Annotated in this window: 20 protein-coding genes; 4 read left to right on the top strand and 16 right to left on the bottom strand. The window is 72.2% G+C overall.

Features of this window, described 5'->3' with window-relative positions; all coding sequences use genetic code 11:
• Nucleotides 1-50: 50 nt before the first annotated feature.
• The 6 genes from ABIC29_RS16510 to ABIC29_RS16485 all read right to left on the bottom strand — a co-directional run bounded on the left by ABIC29_RS16510 (nt 51) and on the right by ABIC29_RS16485 (nt 5,743).
• On the bottom strand, nt 51-356 hold the full coding sequence (locus tag ABIC29_RS16510; RefSeq protein ID WP_116082997.1) for an SHOCT domain-containing protein: 306 nt from the start codon (nt 354-356) through the stop codon (nt 51-53).
• Between the two features lie 139 nt (nt 357-495).
• The gene (locus ABIC29_RS16505; protein ID WP_354247497.1) at nt 496-1,158 is read right to left on the bottom strand and encodes a response regulator; all 663 of its coding nucleotides are present in this window, start codon (nt 1,156-1,158) and stop codon (nt 496-498) included.
• On the bottom strand, nt 1,155-2,423 hold the full coding sequence (locus tag ABIC29_RS16500) for a sensor histidine kinase (protein WP_354247158.1): 1,269 nt from the start codon (nt 2,421-2,423) through the stop codon (nt 1,155-1,157). The genes ABIC29_RS16505 and ABIC29_RS16500 overlap by 4 nt, the downstream gene beginning before the upstream one ends.
• Before the next feature lie 136 nt (nt 2,424-2,559).
• Nucleotides 2,560-3,885 (bottom strand): M50 family metallopeptidase, encoded by a 1,326-nt coding sequence (locus tag ABIC29_RS16495; RefSeq protein ID WP_354247155.1) that lies wholly within the window; start codon nt 3,883-3,885, stop codon nt 2,560-2,562.
• An 87-nt stretch (nt 3,886-3,972) separates the two neighbouring features.
• On the bottom strand, nt 3,973-5,058 hold the full coding sequence (gene dxr, locus ABIC29_RS16490; RefSeq protein WP_116083002.1) for a 1-deoxy-D-xylulose-5-phosphate reductoisomerase: 1,086 nt from the start codon (nt 5,056-5,058) through the stop codon (nt 3,973-3,975).
• Between the two features lie 46 nt (nt 5,059-5,104).
• The gene (locus ABIC29_RS16485) at nt 5,105-5,743 is read right to left on the bottom strand and encodes a 4'-phosphopantetheinyl transferase family protein (protein ID WP_116083005.1); all 639 of its coding nucleotides are present in this window, start codon (nt 5,741-5,743) and stop codon (nt 5,105-5,107) included.
• Nucleotides 5,744-5,817: 74 nt separating this feature from the next.
• Here ABIC29_RS16485 and ABIC29_RS16480 point away from each other — a divergent pair, with 74 nt between their 5' ends.
• Nucleotides 5,818-6,585, top strand: coding sequence for a lysophospholipid acyltransferase family protein (locus ABIC29_RS16480; RefSeq protein ID WP_116083008.1), 768 nt, complete (start codon nt 5,818-5,820; stop codon nt 6,583-6,585).
• Between the two features lie 75 nt (nt 6,586-6,660).
• Nucleotides 6,661-7,560, top strand: coding sequence for a hypothetical protein (locus ABIC29_RS16475; RefSeq protein WP_354247150.1), 900 nt, complete (start codon nt 6,661-6,663; stop codon nt 7,558-7,560).
• A gap of 48 nt (nt 7,561-7,608) precedes the next feature.
• On the opposite strand, the gene ABIC29_RS16470 is transcribed toward ABIC29_RS16475, so the two are convergent.
• On the bottom strand, nt 7,609-8,088 hold the full coding sequence (locus ABIC29_RS16470; protein WP_116083013.1) for an OsmC family protein: 480 nt from the start codon (nt 8,086-8,088) through the stop codon (nt 7,609-7,611).
• A gap of 143 nt (nt 8,089-8,231) precedes the next feature.
• Between ABIC29_RS16470 and gabT the strand changes: the two genes are divergently transcribed.
• Together gabT and ABIC29_RS16460 are read left to right on the top strand one after the other, a co-directional pair.
• Complete coding sequence (gene gabT, locus ABIC29_RS16465) at nt 8,232-9,608, top strand: 4-aminobutyrate--2-oxoglutarate transaminase (protein WP_116083015.1); 1,377 nt, start codon at nt 8,232-8,234, stop codon at nt 9,606-9,608.
• The gene (locus ABIC29_RS16460) at nt 9,605-10,594 is read left to right on the top strand and encodes an asparaginase (RefSeq protein WP_116083018.1); all 990 of its coding nucleotides are present in this window, start codon (nt 9,605-9,607) and stop codon (nt 10,592-10,594) included. Before gabT ends, ABIC29_RS16460 begins: the two co-directional genes overlap by 4 nt.
• 116 nt (nt 10,595-10,710) lie before the next feature.
• Here the strand turns inward: ABIC29_RS16460 and ABIC29_RS16455 are convergent, their stop codons facing one another.
• From ABIC29_RS16455 to ABIC29_RS16415, 9 genes are all read right to left on the bottom strand, one after another.
• Nucleotides 10,711-11,511, bottom strand: coding sequence for an ABC transporter permease (locus tag ABIC29_RS16455; protein WP_354247495.1), 801 nt, complete (start codon nt 11,509-11,511; stop codon nt 10,711-10,713).
• 107 nt (nt 11,512-11,618) lie between these two features.
• Nucleotides 11,619-12,530 carry an ABC transporter permease gene (locus ABIC29_RS16450; RefSeq protein ID WP_116083020.1) on the bottom strand — a complete coding sequence of 304 codons (912 nt, stop codon included), beginning with the start codon at nt 12,528-12,530 and terminating at the stop codon, nt 11,619-11,621.
• A 2-nt stretch (nt 12,531-12,532) separates the two neighbouring features.
• On the bottom strand, nt 12,533-13,732 hold the full coding sequence (locus tag ABIC29_RS16445) for an ABC transporter ATP-binding protein (protein ID WP_354247145.1): 1,200 nt from the start codon (nt 13,730-13,732) through the stop codon (nt 12,533-12,535).
• Nucleotides 13,733-13,746: 14 nt separating this feature from the next.
• A complete protein-coding gene (locus ABIC29_RS16440; RefSeq protein ID WP_354247492.1) occupies nt 13,747-14,931 on the bottom strand; it encodes an ABC transporter substrate-binding protein in 1,185 nt (394 codons plus the stop codon).
• A gap of 148 nt (nt 14,932-15,079) precedes the next feature.
• Nucleotides 15,080-18,127: an FtsK/SpoIIIE domain-containing protein gene (locus tag ABIC29_RS16435; RefSeq protein WP_354247142.1), complete on the bottom strand. Its 3,048-nt coding sequence runs from the start codon at nt 18,125-18,127 to the stop codon at nt 15,080-15,082.
• 101 nt (nt 18,128-18,228) lie between these two features.
• Entirely contained in the window at nt 18,229-18,897 is a 669-nt protein-coding gene (locus ABIC29_RS16430) for a zinc-ribbon domain-containing protein (RefSeq protein ID WP_116083030.1), read from the bottom strand.
• On the bottom strand, nt 18,894-21,221 hold the full coding sequence (locus ABIC29_RS16425) for a transglutaminase-like domain-containing protein (RefSeq protein WP_116083032.1): 2,328 nt from the start codon (nt 21,219-21,221) through the stop codon (nt 18,894-18,896). Before ABIC29_RS16425 ends, ABIC29_RS16430 begins: the two co-directional genes overlap by 4 nt.
• A complete protein-coding gene (locus ABIC29_RS16420) occupies nt 21,218-22,666 on the bottom strand; it encodes a DUF58 domain-containing protein (protein ID WP_354247138.1) in 1,449 nt (482 codons plus the stop codon). Before ABIC29_RS16420 ends, ABIC29_RS16425 begins: the two co-directional genes overlap by 4 nt.
• Nucleotides 22,663-23,634, bottom strand: a complete 972-nt coding sequence (locus ABIC29_RS16415; RefSeq protein ID WP_116083037.1) for an AAA family ATPase — start codon at nt 23,632-23,634, stop codon at nt 22,663-22,665. The genes ABIC29_RS16420 and ABIC29_RS16415 overlap by 4 nt, the downstream gene beginning before the upstream one ends.
• Nucleotide 23,635 lies beyond the last annotated feature (1 nt).

Below are 23,635 nucleotides of genomic sequence, written 5' to 3'. Positions count from 1 at the left end.
CATCCGCCCCTCGTCTGCGGCCGCTCAGCGGGCAGCCGGGTCTGGCCCGGTCAGGCGGTCGGCCGGTTCGAGCGCAGCACCTCGAGGCGGGCGCGGTATTCGACCTCGTCGATGTCGCCGTTCGCGAAGCGCTGGCCGAGGGTCTGCTCGGCGCTCGCGCCACGGGTCCACGGCGGTCCGTAGCCCTCGGCCGCGCCCTGGGCCCAGTAGCGACGCCGGCCGCGGCTCACGCCGAAGATGATGAGTCCGACCACGAGCAGCCAGAACAACGGGATGAGGAAGAAGACCCAGCCGAAGCCGGCCGCCCAGGGTCCGGCGTGGGCGACCACGGTTGCGGTGGCGAGGGTGGTGAGCATGGTGTGATCCCTTGATCGTGGCCTGCTGGTCAGGCCGTCGATCCGAGTCTCGTCACCGCACGCCGCGGGCGGATCCGCCCACGGGAGGCACTTCGGATGCTCCCGCGGGAGCACGACCGGCTCGGAGCGAGGGCCGCCGCTAGCGCCAGCCCGGCGCGACGAGCCCGGACTCGTACGCGACGACCACGAGGTGCACCCGGTCGCGGGCGTGGAGCTTCGACATGATGCGCGAGACGTGCGTCTTGGCTGTGAGCGGCGAGAGCACGAGCTCGGCGGCGATCTCGTCGTTCGTGAGGCCGAGGCCGACGAGGCGCAGCACCTCGCGCTCGCGGTCGGTGAGCCCCGCGAGCCGTTCGGCGTCGGGCGCGTCGCGGAGGCCCGTCGCCATGCGTTCGAGGAGGCGCTTCGTGACGCCGGGCGAGAGCAGCGCCTCGCCGGTCGCGACGACGCGCACGGCACGGATCAGGTCGACGGGCTCGGTGTCCTTGACGAGGAATCCGCTCGCGCCGGCGCGCACCGCGCGAGCCACGTACTCGTCGAGCTCGAAGGTCGTCACGATCACGACGTGCACGCCCGCCAGGGCGGGATCGGCGGCGATCTGCTCGGTCGCCCAGAGGCCGTCGCCGTCGGGCATGCGGATGTCCATGAGCACGACGTCGACCGGGTTCCGCCGCACGAGCTCGAGGAGCTCGGCTCCCGTCGAGGCCTCGCCGACTACTTCGATGCCGTCCTCGGCCGCGAGCAGCGCGCGGAAGCCCGCGCGCACGAGCACCTGGTCGTCGGCCAGCGCGACGCGGATCACGCCGTCGCCCTCCACGGCAGCCGCGCCTCGACGCGAGTGCCGGAGGTGGCCGTCACCGCACCCTCGGGCGCCGGCACGGGCAGCACCTGCACCGACCCGCCGAGGAGTGCGGCGCGTTCGCGCATGCCGAGGATCCCGCTGCCCTCACCGGATGCCGCAGGCAGGCCGCTGCCGTCGTCGTCGACGGTGACGCGCAGCACGTCGCCGACGCGCTCGAGCGTGACCTCCGCGTGGGCCGCCTCGGCGTGCCTGACGATGTTCGTGAGCGCCTCCTGCACGATGCGGTACGCCGCGAACTGCACGGCCCGTCCGGGAGCGTCGCCGTCGAGGCGGTCGACGAGGGTCGCCTCGAACTCGGCGGTCGTGACGCCGGCGAGCAGCCGCGGCAGTTCGGCGAGCTCGGCCTGCGGCGACAACGGCGCATCGGCGTCGGTGCGGATCGCGCCGAGCACGCTGCGCACCTCCTCGAGCGCGGTCTTCGACGTGTCCTTGATGTTCGCGAGCGCGGTGCGGGCCTGGTCGGCGTCGCGGTCCATGAGGTGCAGGCCGACGCTGGCCTGCACGTTGATCTGCGAGAGCGCGTGCCCGATCACGTCGTGCAGTTCGCGGGCGATGCGCACGCGCTCGCGCTCCTCGGCGGTCTGGCGTCGCTGCATCGCCTCGGCGCGGTAGCGGCGCATGCGCTCGTCGCGTCCCCTGACGACGGCGCCGATGCCGAAGCAGGCGGCGAGCGCGAGGGTCGTGAAGGCGACGCGCACCGGATGCCACGGCTCGCCCCATGCGGACACGAGCACGACCGCGGCGATCCAGCCCGTGACGACCGCCGAGACGGCCCACACGACGGCGCCGCGCGCGACGGAGATCACGATCGCGAACGCGAGGGCGAGGTACGGCGGGCCGACGACGGGGGCGAGCAGGAGGTCGGCGAGCGCCGCGGCCGTGACCGCGGCGACCGTGAGGCCGGGAAGGCGGCGCACGGCGAGCAGCATCAGCGGACCGGCGGCGGCCAGCAGCACCTGCAGGAGCCCCATGCCCCATGCGGCGTGGGTGCCGATCGCGATGCCGATCGCGGCCGGAACCTGCACGAGGAGGCTCAGCACGACGGGCGCGAGCAGGCGGAACGTCGACGACGGGCGGAACCGCGCCTCGCGGGGGTCGCGGCCGGGGTCGGCGCCCCAGCGCGGCGGGCCGGCCCAGCCGTGCGGGCCCGCCCATTCGGGCCGCCCGTCGGCACCCGGGCGGGGATCCCACGGCGGAACGGGCATTCCCTGATCGTATCGATCGGATGCCGCGCCGGAATCGTCCGCCCGGAGGCTCATCGCCTACTCCCCCGGGAGGAGCGGGAGCAGCGGGAGCACGCGGCGGAGGCCGTGGCGGCGGAGTCGGTGCGCGGCATGACGATCAGAACAGCTGCACCGGCTTCACGAGGTCGGCGTAGATGAGCAGCGCGCTCATCGCACCGAGCACGACGACGACCGCGAGCGTCACGGGCATGAGCTTGGCCATGTCGACGGGGCCCGGGTCGGGGCGGCGGAACAGCTTCGCGAACCCGCGGCGGATCGCCTCCCAGAGCGCACCGGCGATGTGCCCGCCGTCGAGCGGCAGCAGCGGGATCAGGTTGAACACGAAGAGGGCGATGTTCAGCGACCCGAGGATGCCGATGAGCCCGGCGACCTTGTCGGTCACCGCCAGCTGGTCGGTCGCGGCGACCTCGCCGGCGACGCGGCCGACGCCGACGACGCTGATCGGCCCGTTCGGGTCGCGATCCTCTGGGCCGAACGCGGCGTTGGCCACGTCGACCATGCGCTGCGGCAGGTTCACGACGATGCCGGCGACGCCCGCGATGTTCTCGCCGACGGTCGGCAGCACGACGGTCACCGGCTGCTGCACGCGTGCGGAGGTGGGGCCGATGCCGACGAATCCGACGTCGGTGGTGACCGGGGCGCCGGTCTCGTCCTCGACGACCTGCCCGTTCGCGTCGGTCACGTAGCGCTCGCTGAGCGCGGGCGTCACCGTGAGGGTCTGCTCGGCGCCGTCGCGCGAGATGACGACGGAGAGCGGGTCGCCCGGGTGCGAGCGGATGATCGCGGTCGACTGCTCCCACGACGTGATCGGCTCGCCCTCGATCGACACGATGACGTCGCCGGGCTGGAGGCCGGCCTCGGCGCCGGGCGCCGACGGGTCGCCGGCCTCGCAGGTCTGCCGCTCGCTCGTCGCGGGCAGCACGCACTCGTTGACCGAGGCGACGGTCGTCGTCGACTGCGGAACGCCGAAGCCCATGAGCAGCACGCCGAAGAGGAGCACCGCGAGCACGAGGTTCATGAACGGGCCGCCGAACATGATGATGATGCGCTTCCACACGGGAAGCAGGTAGAACGCGCGCTGCTCGTCGCCCGGCGTGATCGACTCCTGGCTCGCGTCGCGCGCATCCTGCGCGAGGCCCTTGAAGAATCCCGTGGAGTCGGCGTGCACCTGGCCGCCCTTGGCCGGCGGGAACATGCCGATCATCGAGATGTACCCGCCGAGCGGGATCGCCTTGACGCCGTACTCGGTCTCGCCGCGGCGGCGGGACCAGACGGTCGGCCCGAAGCCGATCATGTACTGGGTGACCTTGACCTTGAAGAGCTTGGCCGGAACGAGGTGCCCGATCTCGTGCAGCGCGATCGAGACGGCGAGGCCGAGGACGATGACGACCACGCCGAGGATGAACGGCAGCACGGAATCCATCCGATGAGCGTACTGCCAGAGGCTCGATGTCGCCTGACGCTCCGCTGTGAGGGGGCTATGGCCCCGCCAGGGGCCGGATGCCGCGACTCAGGCCCGCGCGATGCGCGCGTTCGCGGCGGCGCGCGCGGCCCGCTCCGACTCCGCGAGCGACCCCAGGGTGAGCACGCGCTCGGGCGGTTCGTGCGCCTCGACGACGGCCTGCACGGTGTCGACGATGTCGAGGAACCCGATGCGACCGGCGTGGAACGCGGCGACGGCCTCCTCGTTGGCCGCGTTGAAGACGGCCGGGTAGTCGCCGCCCGCGCGACCCACCTGCTTGGCCAGCCTGATCGCGGGGAATGCATCCTGGTCGAGCGGCTCGAAGGTCCACGACGACGCGACGGTCCAGTCGAGCGGGCGGCCGACCGCGGCGACGCGGTTCGGCCAGTCGAGGCCGAGCGAGATGGGCAGGCGCATGTCGGGCGGCGAGGCCTGCGCGATCGTCGACCCGTCGACGAACTCGACCATCGAGTGCACGATCGACTGCGGGTGCACGGTCACGTCGATGCGGTCGTAGGGCACGTCGAACAGCAGGTGCGCCTCGATGACCTCGAGGCCCTTGTTCACGAGCGTCGCCGAGTTCGTGGTGACGACGAGTCCCATGTCCCATGTGGGGTGCGCGAGTGCCTGCGCCGGCGTCACGTCGACGAGCTCCTCACGGCGGCGCCCGCGGAACGGCCCGCCCGAGGCGGTCAGCACGAGCCGACGGACCTCGTCTTCGGTGCCCGAGCGCAGCGCCTGCGCGATCGCCGAGTGCTCGGAGTCGACGGGCACGATCTGCCCGGGCGCCGCGATCCTCGTCACGAGGTCGCCGCCGACGATGAGGGACTCCTTGTTCGCGAGGGCGAGGGTCGTGCCGCGTTCGAGCGTCGCGAGGGTCGGACCGAGGCCCACCGACCCCGTGATGCCGTTCAACACGACGTCGGCATCGACATCCCGCACCAGCTGCACCGCCTCGTCGATGCCCACGGCGGTGTCCTCGACGCCGAACTCGGCCGCCTGTGCCGCGAGCGCCGCGCGGTTCGAGCCGACTGCGAGGCCGACGACCTCGAAGCGGCGCGGATTCGCGCGGATCACGTCGAGGGCCTGGGTGCCGATCGAACCGGTCGAGCCGAGGATGATGACTGAGCGCACGTGACCACTGTAGGCCGAGGGGCCGCCCCGTGCGCGTGCGCGCGGGTCAGCCGATGACCGCGACGGAGGCCACTCGCGGCCCCGGCACCGGCAGGTCGTGGAACACGACGCCCCTCCAGAACGACCCGAACTCGGGAACGCTCCGCTCGATGCGCCCGAGCCCGCCGTCGGCGCCGGGGATCGACAGGGCGAGCCGCGACGGCTCGATGAAGTCGGTGTGGCCGAGTGCCCGCAGCAGCGCGGTCTTGCGCGCCCACAGCATCGCCCGCACGAGGGCGCCCTGCTCGTCGCCGAGCGAGCGGAGCGCCTCGCGCTCGGAGGGGTGGAACGCGGCCTCGTCGATGAGCTCGCCGGTGTCGATCGCGGCGGGTTCGACCGCGACCCCGAGCGGATGCCTCGTGCCGGCCGCGGCGACGATCGTGTCGCCGTCGATCGCGACATCCGCGAACCAGGGCCCCCCCGACGCCGTGAGCGGGTAGACGACCGTGACCCGGCCGTGACGGGCGCCGCACTCCGAGCAGGCGTGCACGAGCTCCACGTCGTCGGCGGGAACGGACGAGGCGTGCGCGATCAGGCCCCGCAGCACCAGGTCGACGCCGGGCTGCCGCCGGGCACCGGCGTGCACCAGGGCGCGCGCGCCCGCGTCCCCGAGCTCGATGAGCCCGCCTTCGGCCGTGACATCCACGACTCCATCCTCCCGCACGGGACGCGCGTGCCCATATACCCCCCGCGGAATGACGGGCCGCCTAGGGTCGGAGGGTGACAGAGCACGACGCAGTCGAGAGCCCCGAAGACGCCGAACCCGTTCGGCAGGGGCCGGCGTACCGCATCATCCGCGGAATCCTGCGGCCGCTGGCGCTGGCCGTCTACCGCCCGAAGATCACGGGCACCGAGCATGTGCCCGCCACGGGGCGCGTCATCCTCGCGAGCAACCACCTCTCGTTCATCGACAGCGTCGTGATCCCGCTCGCCTCCCCCCGACCCGTGCAGTTCCTCGCCAAGAACGACTACTTCACCGGCACCGGCTTCCGCGGCTGGGTCTCACGCACGTTCTTCACGGCGATCGGCGCCGTCGGCGTCGAACGCGGTGCCGGTGCCGACGCGCAGGCCGCACTCGACGCCGGCCGAGGCATCCTCGAACACGACAACGCGTTCGCCATCTACCCCGAGGGCACGCGTTCCCTCGACGGCCGCCTCTACCGCGGACGCACGGGCGTGGCATGGCTCGCCCTGCAGACCGGCGCCGTCGTGGTGCCCGTCGGCCTCGTCGGAACCCAGGAGATCCAGCCCGTCGGCGCGAAGCTGCCGCGGGTGCGACCCGTGACCGTTCGATTCGGCGAGCCGATCGACGTCTCGCACCACGGGCCGGCGACCTCCGGGCGGGCCCGTCGCGCGGCGACCGACGAGATCATGGCGGGCATCCACGCCCTTTCGGAGCAGGAGCTCGCCGGGGTCTACAACGAGAAGCCGCCGGAGGGCACGCTGGCGAAGCTCGCCGACCGCGTCATCCCCCGCGAGCGTCGCTGATCGTCTGCCGTCAGGCCCCCGTGTTTCCGGTCGATTCCCAGCACCGTCGACGGACTCACCGGTAGGGTCGTGCCGATGAGCTCCCTCGGTCGACTCGCGCGCCTCACCGCTGCGGTCGCGACGATCCTGCTGCTGGCGTCGTGCGCCCCCGCCGACACCGCGCCGGTGCGAGTGGACCGCACGCTGCCCGAACCGCCGACGACCGAGTTCGATCCCGCGCTCATCGTCAGCGACGACGCGTTCTACGACAGCGCGGCCATGAGCGAACGGCAGATCCAGCAGTTCCTCGAGGACGTCTCGTGCCGCGCAGACGAGGGCGTCCCGTGCCTCGCCGACTTCATGCAGACGACCACCACCCAGCCGGCGGTCGGCGGCGCGCACTGCGCCGAGTACCGAGGAGGCGTCGACGAGCCCGCGAGCCGCATCATCGCGAAGACGGCGGTCGCCTGCGGCATCAGCCCGAAGGCACTGCTCGTGCTCCTGCAGAAGGAGCAGTCGCTGCTGACCCGTCCGACCCTCTCGGGCTACGAGCGGGCGACCGGATACGCATGCCCCGACACCGCCGACTGCGACCAGAAGTACTTCGGCTTCTTCAACCAGGTCTACAACGCCGCCTGGCAGTTCCGGCAGTACACCGAGAACCCCGAGCGCCGGTACAAGATCGGCGAGACGTCGATCGGATACCACCCCGACGCGGCGTGCGGGGCGAGCACCGTGCGCATCCGCAACCAGGCCACGGCGAACCTCTACAACTACACGCCGTACCAGCCGAATCCCGCGACCCTCGCCGATCCCGAGGGCGGCGACACCTGCGGCGCGTACGGCAACCTCAACTTCTGGCGGCTCTGGAACCGCTGGTTCGGCGACCCGACGCTCGAGCGGTATCCCGCGTTCTTCCCGGCGTGCACCCGACTCGTCGGCGGGCACCCGTGCGCGACCGAGCCGACGCTCCCCGCGGTTGCCGTCCGCCCCTGAGGCCCTGCCGCGCAGCACCGCGGCGCCCGACGGCCGGCCGAGCGAGGCTCAGCGCCCGACGACCGCGATCGGCTCGTGGTGCACCGGAAACGCGACGGATGCCGCGATGAAGCACTTCGCCGCCGCCTCGGCGTGGATCTCGTCGGCGAGCGCCAGCATCGCGGCATCCGCCACCGTCACGCGCGGATGCAGCGTCGCCTCGCGGAACGAGCCGCCGCCCCGGCCGTCCTCGACCATGACGCCGGTCGCGGCATCCGTATAGCCCGTGACGACCACGCCGTGCATGGTCGCGACGTGGAGGTACGAGAGCATGTGGCACTGGCTGAGCGCCGCGAGCAGGAGCTCCTCCGGATTCCATCGCTCGGCGTCGCCGTGGAACACCCGATCGCTCGAGCCCGCGAGCTCGTGGGCCTTGCCGGCGGCGCGCACGACGTGATCGCGCCCGTACGCGCGGTAGCCGGTCGTCCCGGCCTCGCGGGCGCCCGTCCATTCGACCTCGATCGCGTACGCGTGTTCGCCGAGCCGCACGATGCCCCCTCTCGACGCGCCGACGGCGCGATCGGGTCAACGGTAGCCGAACGCGCCGACGGTGCGGCAGGGCCGTCCGCGGCCGATGGACCCACCGGTGCCCCCTTCGACCGTCATCCCTCGGCGCTAGTCTGGAAGGCATCATGACTGACACCCAGACACCCGCAGAGACCTCGGCCGCCCCCGTCTACACGGTGCCGCAGGAGCGCCGCATCGTGACGGCGATCCCCGGCCCCAAGTCACAGGCACTGCACGCGCGACGTGCCGCGGTCGTCTCCGCCGGTGTCTCGTCGGCACTGCCGGTGTACATCGAACGCGCCAACGGCGCCGTGCTCGTCGACGTCGACGGCAACCAGTTCATCGACTTCGGCGCCGGCATCGGCGTGACCACCATCGGCCACACCGAGGAGAACGTCGTGCGCGCCGCGGCCTCGCAGCTGCAGGACGTGATCCACACGCTCTTCACGATCACGCCCTACGAGGAGTACGTGCGCGTCGCCGAGCTGCTCGCCGAGCACACGCCCGGCGCGCACGCCAAGCGCACGGTGCTCGTGAACTCCGGAGCCGAGGCCGTCGAGAACGGCGTCAAGATCGCCCGCAAGCACACCGGCCGCCGTGCCGTCGCCGTGCTCGACCACGCGTACCACGGTCGCACCAACCTCACGATGGCGATGAACTACAAGGCCCACCCCTACGCGACCGGATTCGGCCCGTTCGCGGGCGACGTCTACCACGCCCCGAACTCCTACCCCTACCGCGACGGGCTCTCGGGCGCCGAGGCCGCGGCGCGGACCATCGCCTACCTCGAGAAGGTCGTCGGCGCGAGCGACCTCGCCTGCCTCGTCGTCGAACCCGTGCAGGGCGAGGGCGGCTTCATCGTGCCGGCCGAGGGCTACCTGACGATCCTGCAGACGTGGTGCACCGAGCACGGCGTCGTCATGATCGCCGATGAGATCCAGTCGGGCATGGCCCGCACCGGCACCTACTTCGCGAGCGAGCACTTCGGCTGGGTCCCCGACCTCGTGCTCTCGGCGAAGGGCATCGCGGGCGGCCTCCCGCTCGCGGGCGTCACGGGCCGCGCCGAGATCATGGATGCCGCGCACGCAGGCGGCCTCGGCGGAACGTTCGGCGGCAACCCCGTGGCCTGCGCCGCGGCGGTCGCGGTCTTCGAGTCGATCGAGCAGCACGACCTGCTCGGCGAGGCCGCACGCATCGAGGCGACCCTCAGGGCGGGCCTCGAGCGGCTCGCCGGACGCTACGACGTGATCGGCGACATCCGCGGCATCGGCGCGATGATCGCGATCGAGCTCGTGCAACCGGGCACGGGGCGCACCACGAAGACACCCAACCCCGAGGCCGTGAACGCGCTCGTCGCGTTCGCCGCGCAGCACGGCGTGCTCCTGCTGAATGCCGGAACGTACGGCAACGTGCTCAGGTTCCTCCCGAGTCTCGCCGTGACCGACGCCCTCATCGACGATGCCCTCCAGGTGCTCGACGACGGCCTCGCGGCACTCGGATGACCGGCACCTTCTCCGCAGCAGACGCCGTCGAACTCGCCGTGGTCGAACGCAATGGTTTCACCGAGTCCAGGCACGCCGGTTCCGCCGTCGTGCTCTCCCCCGAGGGCGAGCTCCTGCGCTCCCTCGGAGACGTGGCGACGCCCGTCCTCCCCAGATCGGCCCTGAAGCCGTTCATCGCCGTCGCCGTCATGTCCTCTGGCGTGACGCTCCGCGGCGAGGACGCGGCCATCGCCACCGCGAGCCACTCGGGCACCGCCGCGCACGTCGCGCTCGTCCGCGGACTGCTCGCCCGCGCCTCGCTGCCCGAGTCCGCGCTCGGCTGCCCGCCGGCCGCACCCGGCGATCGCACGGCGTACGAAGACCTGGTGCGCAGCGGCGGTCAGCGCGAACGCGTCTACATGACCTGCTCGGGCAAGCACGCGGCCATGCTCCTCGCGTGCGTCGCGAACGGCTGGCCGCTCGAGGGCTACCTCGATCCGGCCCACCCGCTGCAGCGTCGGATCCTCGACGTGCTCGAGCGGCTCACGGGCGAACGCGCCACGGCGACCGCGGTCGACGGCTGCGGCGCCCCCGTCCACGCGATCAGCCTGACGGGCCTCGCGCGCGGCATCCAGAAGATCACGACCGCGTCCTCGTCGTCGCCGTTCGCCCTCTTCCGCGAGGGCGCTGCGCTCACCGAGGGCGTGCGCGAGAACCCGTGGGCGATCGCCGGTCCCGGACAGCCGGACACGATCGCGATCGAGCGTGTCGGCGTCTTCGCGAAGTTCGGCGCCGAGGGCGTCATGGTCATGACCGCACCCGACGGCACGACGACCGCGCTGAAGGTGCTCGACGGCTCGTCGCGCGCCTCGACGATCATCGGGCTGCGCCTGCTCGCGAGCACGGGCGCGATCGACGACTCCGAGATCGACCGGGTCGCCACCGAGCTCGACCTCTGGGTCATGGGCGGCGAGCGTCGCGTCGGCGAGATCCGCGCCACGATCTGACCCGTCGACGCGACCTCGTCGCACCCGTCGCACCCGTCGCACCCGTCGCACCGAGACGACGGATGCCGCACCGGAACCCTCCCGGTGCGGCATCCGCTGGGTTCGCTCGGTTCAGGTCAGCCGAGCTTCGCAAGCCGTTTCGCGCGCGCCGCACGGGACACCTGTGCGCCGATCACGAGAACGAGTGCGAAGAGGAACACCGCCGAGGCGATGACGTTGGCCTCGGCGGGGATGCCACGCGACGCCGAGATGTACACGTACTTCGGGAACGTCGAGACCGAGCCCGAGTTGAAGTTCGTGATGATGAAGTCGTCGAAGCTCAGGGCGAACGACAGCAGTGCGGCCGCGATGATGCCGGGCGTCAGCAACGGGAACGTGACCCGCCAGAACACCTGGGCCGGCGACCCGTAGAGGTCGCGGCCGGCCTCCTCGAGCGCCGGGTCGAGGCTCGCGACGCGCGCCTTCACCGTCACGACGACGAAGCTGATGCAGAACATCGTGTGCGCCAGGATGATCGTCGTCATGTCCTTCGGCACGCCGACCGCGAGGAACTGCGCAGCCAGGCCCGCGCCGAGCACGACCTCGGGCGTTGCCATCGGCAGGAACAGCAGCAGGCTGATGACCGAGCGGGCCCGGAACCGGTAGCGCACGAGCGCGATCGCGATCATGGTGCCGAGCGTCGTGGCGATGATCGTGGCGACGACGCCGATGATGACGCTGTTCGCGAAGGCCTCGCACACGGCGCCGCCCTCGACGTTGCAGACGTTCAGCCACTTGTCGAAGGTGAACCCGCGCCAGGCGATGTTCGACTTCACCGAGTCGTTGAACGAGAACACGAACGTGTAGGCGATCGGGATCAGCAGGAAGACGAACGCGAGCACCGTGTAGGTCGGGAGCAGCCAGGAGCCGAGCCCGATGCGACGCGGACGCACCGGCCCGCCGGTCCGTCGGCCCCGCCCGGCCAGCTCGCTCTGCTCGCTCTCGGCGAGCCCGCCGAGCACGGCGGCCGCCTGGACTTCTCCGCTCACAGCAGGTCCTCCGTTCCGGAACGCTTCACGTAGATGCCGACGAGCACGAGGATCGCGGCCATCAGGATGATCGACAGGGCCGCTGCCGCCGGGTAGTTCAGCAGGACGAGGAAGTTCGCCTCGATCACGTTGCCCATCATCTGCGTGTCGGGACCGCCGAGGAAGTCCCGGCTGGCGTTGACGTAGTCACCGGCCGCCGGGATGAACGTGAGCAGCGTTCCCGCGACGATGCCCGGCATCGACAGCGGGATCGTGATCTTGCGGAACACCGTGAACGGGTTCGCGTACAGGTCGCTGCCCGCCTCGAGGTACCGGAGGTCGAGACGCTCGAGCGTCGTGTACAGCGGCAAGGTCATGAACGGGATGAAGTTGTACGTCAGGCCGAAGATGACCGCGAACGGCGTGCCCGTGAAGTGCGCGTCGGGCCCGAGGAGCGAGAGCGCCTTGAGCGAGGTGATCACGAACGACTCGTCGGAGAGGATCTGCTTCCATGCGAGCGTGCGCAGCAGGAAGCTGATGAAGAACGGGGCGATGACCAGCACGAGCATGAGGCTCTGCAGCAGCGGCCACCGCCTGGCCGTCACCCCGATGAAGTACGCCAGCGGGTAGCTGAACAGCAGCGCGAAGACCGTCGCCGCGAGCGCGTACCCGAACGAGCGCACGATGTGCGGCCAGTACGCGGTCATGACGTCGACGTAGTTCTGCCAGTTGAACGCGTACTGGTACTGGCCGATGTCGCCGTATTCGAGCGGCGCCTGCAGCGAGGTCAGCAGCAGCGAGACGAGCGGCGTCAGGAAGAACAGCACCAGGTAGAGGATGCCGGGCAGCAGGAGGAGGAGCGCGATGCGGCTCGACTTGCGTGGTGCCTGGGGCTGGGCCTCCGCGGTCGTGAACGCGGCGAAGGCCATGCTCAGCCCTCCCCGAGCTCGGCGACGAGGTCGTCGCGACGCTGCGCGGCGATCGAGGTCGTCGAGTCGTCGGAGGAGAACCGTTCGGTCTCGACCGCGGCGTCCTCGAGTCCGAAGCCGTGCTCGACGAGCCAGCTCGACCAGACCTCGGCGCCGACGCCGACGCTCGGCCCCGCGCCGGTGTTCTGGGCGAAGACGAGGAGTGTGCCGTGGCCGGGGACGTCGACGAGGTACTGCGTGCTCACGCCCGAGAACGACACGTCGAGCACCCGACCCGGGCCGACGACGTTGCGCTCGGGGGACGGCGAGGGCGCCTCGGTGTGCAGGCTCACCTTCTCGGGGCGGACGCCCACGGTGATCGCCCCGTTGTGCCGGTGCGCCCTCGCCTTGGGCACGATGAGTCGCGTGCCACCGGCATCGACCGCGATGGCCGTGTCGGTCGAACCTGCGACCTCACCAGCGAACAGGTTCGACTGGCCGAGGAAGTTCGCGACGAACGCGGTTCGCGGCAGGTCGTACAGCTCTGCGGGAGCGCCCATCTGCTCGATGGCGCCCTTGTTCATGACGGCCACGGTGTCGGCCATGGTCATGGCCTCCTCCTGGTCGTGCGTGACATGCAGGAAGGTGAGGCCGACCTCCTCCTGGATCGTCTTCAACTCGAGCTGCATCTGTCGGCGCAGCTTGAGGTCGAGCGCGCCGAGCGGCTCGTCGAGGAGGAGCAGGGCGGGACGGTTCACGATCGCCCGGGCGAGCGCGACGCGCTGCTGCTGGCCACCCGAGAGCTGCTGCGGCCGACGCTGTGCGAGGTGGTCGAGCTCGACCAGCCGGAGCGCCTCGTGCGCCTTGCCCACCGGGTCGGCGATGCGACGGCGCTTGAGCCCGAACGCGACGTTCTCGATGATGCTCATGTGCGGGAACAGCGCGTAGCTCTGGAACACGGTGTTGACGGGTCGCTCGTGGGACCTCGTCGAGGTCACGTCCTTGCCGCCGATGAGGATCCGGCCCTGGGTGGGCTCCTCGAGCCCCGCGACGAGACGCAGCGTGGTGGTCTTTCCGCACCCCGACGGCCCGAGGAGGGCGAAGAAGGATCCGGCCGGGATCTTGAGGTCGAGGTCCTGGATCGCGGTGAACCCGGGGAACCGCTTCTGGATGCCGACCAGTTCGAGGTCGGCGCCCCGCTCGGCGAATTCGCGCACAGCCATGGTCTGGATCTCCCTCAGGCGCCGAGCAGGATGCTCTGGAACTGGGCCTGGTACTTCTGCTCCTCGGCGCCCGAGAGCGACCGGAAGATGTGGGCCTTGGACAGCGTCTCCTCGTTGGGGAAGATGAGCTGGTTCTCGGCGAGCTCGGGGTCGATCGCCGCGGCCGCCTCCTTCGCGCCCACGACGGGCGTGATGTAGTTCACCCAGGCGGCCACCTCGGCCGCGACCTCGGGCTCGTAGTAGTAGTTCATGAGGGTCTCGGCGTTGGTCTTGCGCGTCGAGCCGATCGGCACGAGGAAGTTGTCGTTCCAGAGCGTGCCGCCGGCGTCGGGGATCGCGAACTCCCACTTGTCGCCGGCCTCGGCGTTGATGACCGTGATGTCGCCCGACCAGCAGATCGCCGCGAGGGTGTCGCCGCTCTTGAGGTCTTCGAGGTAGGCGTTGCCCTTGATGTTTCGGACCTGGCCGCTCTCGACCTGCTCGGTGAGCACGTCGATGGCCGCGTCGTACTCCTCGTCGCCCCAGTCGCCGGCGATGTCGACACCGTTCTGCAGCATGATCAGGCCCATCGTGTCGCGCATCTCGGAGAGCACGCCGACCCGGCCCTTGAGCTCGGACGACCAGAGGTCGTCGACCGAGGCGAGGCCGTCGGGGAAGGCCTCCTTGTTCCAGCAGATGCCGGCGAAACCGCCCTGCCAGGGCAGCGAGAACTTGCGGCCCTTGTCGAAGTCGGGGTCCTGGAGCGCGGGGTTGAGGTTGGCGAGGTTCGGGATGTTGTCGTGGTTCAACTCCTGGGTGTAGCCGAACCGGATCCACCGGGCGACCATCCAGTCGGTGAGGCACACGGTGTCGGCGCCGATGTCCTGGCCGAGCGCGAGCTGGTCCTTCACCTTGCCGTAGTACGTGTTGTTGTCGTCGACGGCGACCTCGTAGTTGACCTTGATGCCGGTCTGCTCCTCGAACGCCTGGAGCGTCGGGTAGTTGCCCGAGTCGTCTTCGTCGATGTAGGCGGCCCAGTTCGCCCAGTTGAGCGTCTTGTCGTTCGCCGATTTGTCCGCCGCCGGGGTGGGCTTCGCGGCTGCGCCGCCGGTCGAGCACGCCGCGAGCGCGAGGGCGGATGCCCCGGCGCCGGCGCCGGCGAGCATCGTGCGACGGCTCATCTGCGAGGCGCGGGCGCGGGCGATCAGCGAACGGATCATCGGATCCTGGGGAAGGGGCCGAGAGTTCACGGGTGCTCCATTCGGGTTCAGCGACGTTGCCATGGGTGCGTCGATAGTGCCACACTGCGGGGTGAATTTCACGGAACGATGTCCGAATCGTTAATTTCTGCGAACAGAACGTGCGGATTCAGTGCTCGACGACGTGATAGGCGATGTTTTCCGTCGTCGGCCATGCTCGACGAACGACCGTCTCTCCCGGGTGGACGACCCAGCACTCGCCGCCCCCGTCATCGAGCAGCGGCGGCAGCGCGGCCGCCCCGGAACGACCGGCGGCGGCCGGCGCCAGCGCTCGGAACTCGCGCAGGCCGCCGCGGACGACGATCGTCGCGGCGTCCCGTGCACGGGCGACCAGCGCGTACGACGCCGACCAGGCCTCCGCATCGCCGACGGCGAGCACGGGTGAGCGCCCGAGCTCGGCGAGCACCTCACGCTCGCCTCCCGGCACGAGCCGGACCGGCGTGCGCCCGGTCGCGCGAAGCCGCTCGGCGTCGAGGTGCGCCGTCGCCGAGACCACGGCCGTGAACTCCGCATCGAGCGGGGCCGGCGGCGCGGCGACGGTGATCGGCGTCGGCGGCAGCGGCGCATCGACCACTTGCAGCCGACGCGCCCGCCACTGGCCCGCCCCGGGCGGAGCCTCGCGCTGCCAGAGGTCGCCGAGCCCCCCGGCGTGCGCGAGCTCGGCCCGACTCGGATGCCGCAGGTGGACCACCGCGCCGAAGAGGTCGCGCAAGCCGCCGCCGAGCCGATGGGCGAGCGTCGCCGAGGCGGCGACCGCGAGGCCGAGGCGGCGCCCCTCGTGCAGGAGCTCGCCGAGCATGGCCGTCGCGGCGTGCCGGTACTCCTCGGGCCACGAGGCGAACCGCGTATCGAGGTCGTCGACCACGAGCAGCCGCTGTTCGAGTGATCCGGCCCGGGCCGCGACGACCAGGTCGACCAGCACCTGCCAGTCCGCGGGCTGCCCGCGTCCGAGGCGGAGCACGGCGGTCGGCCCGGAACCGGCCAGCGCCTCGGCTTCGATCGCGGCCAGCGCCGTCGACCTGCCGCTGCCGGGAGCGCCGAGCACCAGGAGGTGCCCGTCGGTCGCCGGCGACCACGTGGCGAGGCTCCGGCGCTGCAGGTCGGGCTCGTCGAGCAGCCCGAACACGACGGAGGGCCCGGCGCCGGTCGGGCCGCCCAGAGCTGCGACGGGATCCACCTCGGCGACCGGCGCCGCACGCCGGGCGGCATCGAGGTCCGCGAGCGTGAGCCGTGCCGGCAGCGCGTCGAGCCAGGGCCGCCGCACGGCGGGCGATGCCGCGAACCGGTGTCGCACCTCGTCGATGGCCTGCGCATCGACCATGGCGGACTGGAACGGCACCGCGACGCCGTCGCCCCGATCGATGACCCCGCGCCCCGGCCGGTCGGCGGCGATGCGTGCGGCCGCCTCGGTGCCGACGACGGCGAGGCTGTCGGCACGGTGCATCACGCGCAGCGAGACGCGGATGGGGGCGTTCGCGGTGACCTGCTCGCCGAGCACGCCGTTCGGTCGCTGCGACGCGAGCACGAGGTGCACGCCCAGCGAACGCCCGCGCGCGGCGATGTCGGCGATCACCGCGCCGAGCTCGCGGAACCGCTGGACCATCGCCTGGAACTCGTCGATCACGACGACCAGTCGACCGAGTGGCGCATCGTCTGGCAGGTGCGCGACGTCGCGAACGCCCGCGTGCCTGAGGACCCGCTCGCGATGCCGGAGCTCGGCGGCGAGGCTCTGCACCGCTCGCTCGGCCTCGGACTCGTCGAGGTCGGTGACGATGCCCGCGACGTGCGGCAGACCAGCGATCGGCTCGAACGCCGACCCGCCCTTGAAGTCGACGAGGAGGAACGCGACCCGCTCCGGCGGGTGGGCGGCGGCCATCTGCAGGATCCAGGCGAGGAGGAACTCGCTCTTGCCGCTGCCGGTCGTGCCCGCGACGATCGCGTGCGGTCCGTCGGCGACGAGATCGAGGTCGAGCACTCCCCCGGCGACTGCACCGACGGACGCCCTCAGGGTCGACCGCCGCAGCTCGGGCCCGCTCGTCGGGGGCAGGTCGCGCACGGCGACGACCTCGGGCAGCGCAGATTGGCGGATGCCGAGTCCCGCGCGCTCGGCGAACGAGACCGCGAGGGCGGCCCATGCACTCGCCTCCTCGATGCCCAGGAGGTCGGGCACGAGGGCCGTGCCGACCACGGCGCCGCGCTGTCGGAGCATCGCCGTGCGCGGTCCGACGATGTGCACCACGATCGCGAGTCCGGGCGGGAGGTGCTCGGGCTCGTCCGCCAGGACGATCGCGAGCTCGGCCCCGTGCTCGACACTCCGGTCACCGGGGTCGCCCAGGTCCGGCACGGCCCCCGGCTGCGGGGCGGCCCACGATCGCGAGGACCCGCCCGAGGGCGAGGGCGGGAGCATCCGGCCCGACGGCGACGTCAGGTCGCGGAGGACGACCGTCGCCCCCTCGCCCACCCCTGCGCCCGCGTGCGGAAGCTCGCGCACCCACCGCCACGGAGCAGTGTCGGGCACCTCGAAGGCGACCGCGTCCGGCCGCGTGAGCTGTGCGCAGTGCAACAGGGCGGACCGAGAGGCGGCACGGACGAGCGGAGCCGGGCCGGCGAAGCCGACACCTCCGGCGAGATCGACCACGACGGGAGCCCGTTCGAGTCGACGCGAGTGATCGAGCGCGTCGCGATCCTGCTCGTCGGCCGGCGAACCCTCGACGCGGAGCGTGCTCTCGACCGTCGCCGCGCCGAGGACGATCGGGCCGACGCCCGCCGATCGCCAGTCGGGCGCATCACCGCCGGTCGCGATCCGGGCCGCGGACGGATGCCGCTGCCACGCGGCCTCGACCTCGAGCCCATGCCGCGCCTCGACCTCCGCTCGCAGCCGCGCGAACGCGGCCTCGCGCTCGGCACGTTCCCGCTTGGCCCTGCGTCGGGCCTGACGGCGACCGTCGAGCACCGTCGCGATCGCGAGGACCGGCCCGAGCACGGCGAACGCGAGCGAGACCACGGACCCGGTGACCAGCCACAGCACCACCGCGCCGATGACCGGGGCGATCGCCGCGATGAACGGGAACCCGGGCGGAGCAGGCTCGGACACCGCCGCGGGCAACGAGAGCGGCAGCCGCAGGTCGTCGGGCGGCGCGAACAGGCGGGTCGGCATCCCGACATCCGATCACCCCGCGTGGCCCGCAGCCGCGCCGAGCCGGGAGCACCCGCCCGCCCGCGGCATCCGCCGTGCTGTGGAGGAGCGGTGCGTCGGCGTCAGGCGACGGTGAAGGACTGGTCCGCGAGCTCGACGACGGTGCCGGAGGCGACCAGGTACCGCCGCCCCGGCTCGCAGCGGATCACGTCGTCGGAGCGGCGCACGATCGTGCCGTTGGCCGAGAATCGGTCGGCGATCCAGAGCGTGCCGTCGTGCGTGCCGAACTCGAGGTGGGTCTTGGACACCGAGCGGCTCGGGTCGTCGACGTGCACGAGATGGTCGAAATGCTCGCCCGGCTGCGGCAGCGGCCGGCGGCCGATCAGCCCGGTGCCGAACACCACGCGCACCTCGCCCGTGCCGAATCGCAGCACGAACCGCGGGGGCGTCGCGTCGGCCCGCGCCGAGGCACCCGATCCTGCGTCGCCCGTCTCGGGACCGCCGGAGCTCCCGGCGCCGTCGAGGGCGCCGACGTCATCGGCGCCGCCGTTCGCCTCGCCGACGCCCGTTCCGGCAGGAGCTGCGGACTCGGCATCCGCGACCTCGCCCTGGAGCCCGACCGCAACGCTCACGACACCGCTGCGCCGGAATCCGGGACCGAGCGAGGTCGTGTCGCCCGGCCTCGGATCGGGTCGGCGTCGAGACTCGGGGGTCGCGCTCGTCGAACTGCCGCAGTGCCCGCAGAACATCGCGCCGTCGGGCAGCGCGGCACCGCAGATGCGACATCTCATCGTCGACCCCCTCTCCGGCTGACAGCGTACCCGCCGAGGGAGGTGAGCGAGATCGCCGCCCGCCACCGTTCGAACCGCGTGCGCGGAGCTGCGAGGCGTCGCTGCAACTCGTCGACCGACCGCCACACCCGCTCGTCATCGCCCTGTTCGGGACCGCCGGGAGCGTACACGGCGCGATCGACCACCGAGGCGAGCACGAGCGGCGCGAGGCCGCCGACCATGACCGCCTGCTCGGCTCGCGTCGAATTCGGCTTGATCGGGTACCCGTAGTCCGCGGCGGTGTCAGCGAACTCCCGCCACCCGCCCTCGATGCGATCGACCGGTGAATCGGCGTTGCGGCGCACGCGACGCCGCCGGATCTTCGCCACGATCACCGCGAGGAACGGGCTCGCGAGCAGCGCGAGCACGAGCACGGTGAGACCGGCGATCGTGGCGACGGTCGTGAGCACCCCCAGCCAGCGGCCGAGGTCGTCCTGCGGTCGTTCGTCGGAATGGTCGGCCGGCGAGTCGTTCTCGTCGACCTGCGTGCGCTCGGGCGGCGGGGGCAGTGCCGACTCCGGGCGCGAGACCACCTCCGGCTGCTCCGGCTCGCGATCGGGGATCTCGCGCGGCACGGGATTGGGGTCGAGTGCGATCCAGGCGCCGTCGTCGCGCTGCACCTCGATCCACGCCTGCAGGTCGCTGCGGCGGAGCACCGTCAGCTCCGGGACGGCGGCCGCGCCGCCCGCCTCGCCCGCTGCGAGATCCGCCGCCGTGTACCCGACGACGACGCGCGCGGGGAAGCCGATCCTGCGCGCCATGAGGGCGGCGGCCACGGCGTACTGCTCGCCGTCGCCGACCATCGGCTGGTCGGCCGCGAGTTGCGCGAGGCGGTCGAGCGCGTGGCCGGAGCGGCTCGGCACCGCGTCGGCGGCCGTGCCGTGGCTGACGTACCCGGTGCGGTGGAAGCCGTCGATGATCGCCGCGAGGCGGCGGCCGGGCGCCTCGGTCACGGGTGCCCACCGCTCGAGCAGTTCGGCGAGCTCGGGCGGCAGCTCGGGCGCGGTCGGGACCACGCTCGTGCCCGGCTGCATGGTGTCGAGCTCGGACGGGTCGAGCATCGCGACCGACCACGCCACGTACGCGTCGTTGCGCTGGAGCCCGGTCGTGACCGCCCCCGTGCCGGTCGTGTCGTTGTAGACGAAGCCGTCGGCCAGGGTCTCCGCCCGCGGTCCGCTGAAGTCGATGCGCTCGAGCTGGCCGACGCCGGGCACCCAGACGTCGTCGTACGCGGCGACCTGCACCGAGATGCGCACGTCGTCGCCGCGCACGTCCGTCTGGTCGAGGCGGTACGGCAGTCGGGTGAAGCTGCCGGAGAGCGAGGTGCCGTCGGCCCCGCCCACCGAGTAGACGATGCCGTCGTAGGTGTCGAGCGTGGCCAGCGCGAGCCCGGCCCCGGGCGGGAGGCCGCGGACCTCGAGCATGACGTCGTCGGCGATGAGCGGGTCGAACGCGGCACGGAACGATGCGAGCGGGCTCTCGTGGGCGCGCGGCTCGAACGGCTGCTGCACCTCCGAACGCACGACCGTGCGCGCCGGCACGGGCGTGATCAGTGCTGCCGCGGTGGCGCCGGCCAGGGCGACGGCGAGGATCGCGGATGCTCCGAGCACGCGTCGCGCATCGGCGAGCGCGCGTTCGACCCCGGCGCGTCCGCCGAGCGCCTGCCGATCGCGGATCGCGACGCTCACGAGCCAGGCGACGACCGCGACGAGGAACGCGAGCCCGGCCGGCAGGGCGAGCGCGCCGTGCACGACGCCGAGCAGGATGCCCGCCGTCAGGAGCAACGCCGGCGGCACGATCGCGGCGACCGGATGCCGCGTGCGGAACGCGATGGTGACGGTCGCCGCCGAGGCGAGCAGGGCGAGCAGGAACGGCGGCACGAGGAGCGCCTGGTACGAGCCGACCGGCACGGCGATCGTGACGAGCTGCTTCCACGACAGGGCCGTCGCGGTCACGAGGTCGAGGATGCCCTGCGCCGTCGGCAGCACCCCGACGTAGGCGCGCGACGGCACCGCCGCCGGGACGCCGAGCACGAGGAAGGCCGACGCCAGTGCGACGAGGACCGCCCACGCCGGCCATCTCCGCCACGCGCCGATCAGGCCGATTCCCAGGCCCGCCACGACGGCGACGGCCACCGCGACGAGGAACTCCGGGCTCTCGTACACCGGCCACCACGGGATCAGCGCTGCCGCGAGGAGGAGCACGAGCAGGGCGACCGACACGATGATCGACCACCGCGAGCGGCCGGATCCTCCGCCCTCGCCACCGTCGACGGGCCTGCTCATCCGACCGACGCCGTTCGCGCGAGCATCGCCCGCAGGTCCTCGAGGTAGCCGATGCCGAAGACGGTGAGTCCGGCGATCGTGCGCACCGACGCATCGCCTTCCGGCGCGCACTGCACGGCGATCGCGTCGACGCCCATCGGCAGGCGCGACGCTGCGGCCCGCAGCGGCGCCGGTCCACGGGCCGTCCCGGTCACGAGGAAGGCGAGCGAGACGCCGGGCAGGGACTCGGCTGCGGCGGCCGCGACATCCGCGATCATGGCCGCGTGCTCGTCGCGCTCGATCAGGCACAGCGCGTCGAGCAATCGGTCGCGCGTCACCGTCGGCAGTTCGCGGACGATGCCGGCCGGACCGTGGACCGTCGCGCGCCTGGTGGTGCCCGCGATCCGCGCCGACGCGCCGGACGGACGCACCAGGATCCCGGGCTGCCTGGCCGGGGCGCCCGCCTGCCGGGCGAGCGCGCCGGGCTGCGGCGCCGGACCGCGTGCTGCGCTCGCGCCCGACACGACGAACGACACCGTGCGAGCGTCGCGGATCGCCCTCGCGCCGACGGATGCCGCCGCGCTCACCGCGAGCTCGAACTCGGCGTCGTCTCGGTACGCCTCGGGGTCGAGGTCGAGCACGACCATGAGGCGGCTGCGCCGCGTCTCCTCGAACTGGCGCACCATGAAGGTGCCCGTCTTCGCCGTGCTCTTCCAGTGGATGAACCGCCGGTCGTCGCCGGGCAGGTACTCCCTGAGCGCGTGGAACGAGATGTCGCTCGACGTGAGGTCGCGGGTGGGCGACCCCTCGAGATCGCGGACGAACCCCGAACTGAGTGCGGCGATCGCCGCGGTGCGCGGATGCACGTGGAGTTCGGCGACCTCCGACCACACGATCTCGCGACGGACGAGGCCGAGCGGGTCGGCGCGCACCGTCCTCGCGGGGCCGACCTGCACGACGCCGCGATGATCGGTCGGCACCCGGAACGATCGGTCGAACGAGCCGCCCCGCGCGAGGCCGGGCAGCACCCATTCCAGGACCTGCCGGCCGACGGGCACCTCGAGCTTGACGCCGCCCCACCTGCGGCGACCGGGATTCTCGGCGACGAGCCGCGCCTGCGCCGGTTCGCCGACGACGACGCGCGAGATCGGCACCGAGAGCCCGATCGTCGACGCGCCGCGGCCGAGCAGCCAGACGGATGCCGCGACCGCGACGACCGCGAGGCCCCACGCGAGGGCGATGAACTCGATCCACCCGAACGTCGACCCCACCGCGAACGCGGCCACGGCCGCGACGATCACCGCCCATCCGCGCCACGTCACGACGGACCCGACCACCCGGCTCCATTCCTGGAGCGTGCCGAGGACCCGGCCGACCAGCCGCACGAGATGCGCGATCAGGGCCGCGAGGATCCCCTCCCGGCGGGCGTCCTCCGGCATCGTGGTGCGCGTCTCGGCGAGGCTCACACTGCTTGCCTCGAGGACGGCGGCGGGGTCTCGATGAGCACCTGCGCGATGAGGTTCGATGCGGTCACGCCGTCGAACTCGGCCTCGGCATCGAGGATCAGGCGGTGCGCGAGCACGGGCTCGGCGAGGGCCTTGACGTCGTCGGGCACGACGTAGTGCCGCCCCCGCCCGGCGGCGTGCGTCTTGGCCGCCCGGATGAGCGCGAGGGCCCCGCGCACGCTCACGCCGAGCCGCACCTCCCGCGTCGTCCTGGTGGCGTCGACGAGGCGCGAGACGTAGTCGTGGATCGTCGGGTCGACGTGCACGGTGCGCGCCGCGGCCGCCATCTCCACGATCTCGGCGGCCGCGAGCTGCGGCTCGACCTGCACGCCGTGCGCCCGATGATCGGCGCCCTCGAGGATCCGGATCGTCGACGCGTGATCGGGATACCCGATCGAGGTGCGCATGAGGAAGCGGTCGAGCTGCGCCTCGGGCAGGCGGTACGTGCCCGCCTGCTCGACCGGGTTCTGGGTCGCGATCACCATGAACGGATGCCCGACGGGGTGGGTCTGGCCGTCGACCGTGACCTGCCCCTCCTCCATGACCTCGAGCAGCGCGGACTGGGTCTTCGGGCTCGCCCGGTTGATCTCGTCGGCGAGCACGATGTTCGCGAAGACCGGACCGGGGTGGAACTCGAAGGCACCCGACCGCTGGTCGTAGACGGTCACGCCCGTGATGTCGCCGGGCAGCAGGTCGGGCGTGAACTGCACGCGGTTGCTCGTGCCGTGCACCGACTGCGCCATCGCCCGGGCGAGCGACGTCTTGCCGGTTCCGGGCACGTCGTCGAGCAGCAGGTGGCCCTCGCTGAGGAAGGCCGTGAAGGCGAGCCGCACGACCCGGTTCTTGCCGAGCAGCACGGTCTCGACCGCACCGACCAGCCGGTCGAGGTTCGATGCGAATCTCGATGCCTCTTCTGGGGTCATCGTCATA

Source organism: Agromyces sp. PvR057, from assembly GCF_040547485.1.
Lineage (GTDB): Bacteria > Actinomycetota > Actinomycetes > Actinomycetales > Microbacteriaceae > Agromyces.
Note: the sequence above shows the minus strand (reverse complement) of the source record. Positions and strands in the feature narration are given on the sequence as shown.

Bases quoted from the DNA above. Each gene is read 5' to 3' on its own strand.
- ABIC29_RS16510 (WP_116082997.1), bottom strand. From the start codon at position 356: ATGCTCACCACCCTCGCCACCGCAACCGTGGTCGCCCACGCCGGACCC.
- ABIC29_RS16500 (WP_354247158.1), bottom strand. From the start codon at position 2,423: ATGCCCGTTCCGCCGTGGGATCCCCGCCCGGGTGCCGACGGGCGGCCC.
- ABIC29_RS16495 (WP_354247155.1), bottom strand. From the start codon at position 3,885: ATGGATTCCGTGCTGCCGTTCATCCTCGGCGTGGTCGTCATCGTCCTC.
- ABIC29_RS16475 (WP_354247150.1), top strand. From the start codon at position 6,661: ATGAGCTCCCTCGGTCGACTCGCGCGCCTCACCGCTGCGGTCGCGACG.
- gabT (WP_116083015.1), top strand. From the start codon at position 8,232: ATGACTGACACCCAGACACCCGCAGAGACCTCGGCCGCCCCCGTCTAC.
- ABIC29_RS16460 (WP_116083018.1), top strand. From the start codon at position 9,605: ATGACCGGCACCTTCTCCGCAGCAGACGCCGTCGAACTCGCCGTGGTC.
- ABIC29_RS16450 (WP_116083020.1), bottom strand. From the start codon at position 12,530: ATGGCCTTCGCCGCGTTCACGACCGCGGAGGCCCAGCCCCAGGCACCA.
- ABIC29_RS16445 (WP_354247145.1), bottom strand. From the start codon at position 13,732: ATGGCTGTGCGCGAATTCGCCGAGCGGGGCGCCGACCTCGAACTGGTC.
- ABIC29_RS16440 (WP_354247492.1), bottom strand. From the start codon at position 14,931: ATGATCCGTTCGCTGATCGCCCGCGCCCGCGCCTCGCAGATGAGCCGT.
- ABIC29_RS16435 (WP_354247142.1), bottom strand. From the start codon at position 18,127: ATGCCGACCCGCCTGTTCGCGCCGCCCGACGACCTGCGGCTGCCGCTC.
- ABIC29_RS16430 (WP_116083030.1), bottom strand. From the start codon at position 18,897: ATGAGATGTCGCATCTGCGGTGCCGCGCTGCCCGACGGCGCGATGTTC.
- ABIC29_RS16425 (WP_116083032.1), bottom strand. From the start codon at position 21,221: ATGAGCAGGCCCGTCGACGGTGGCGAGGGCGGAGGATCCGGCCGCTCG.
- ABIC29_RS16415 (WP_116083037.1), bottom strand. From the start codon at position 23,634: ATGACGATGACCCCAGAAGAGGCATCGAGATTCGCATCGAACCTCGAC.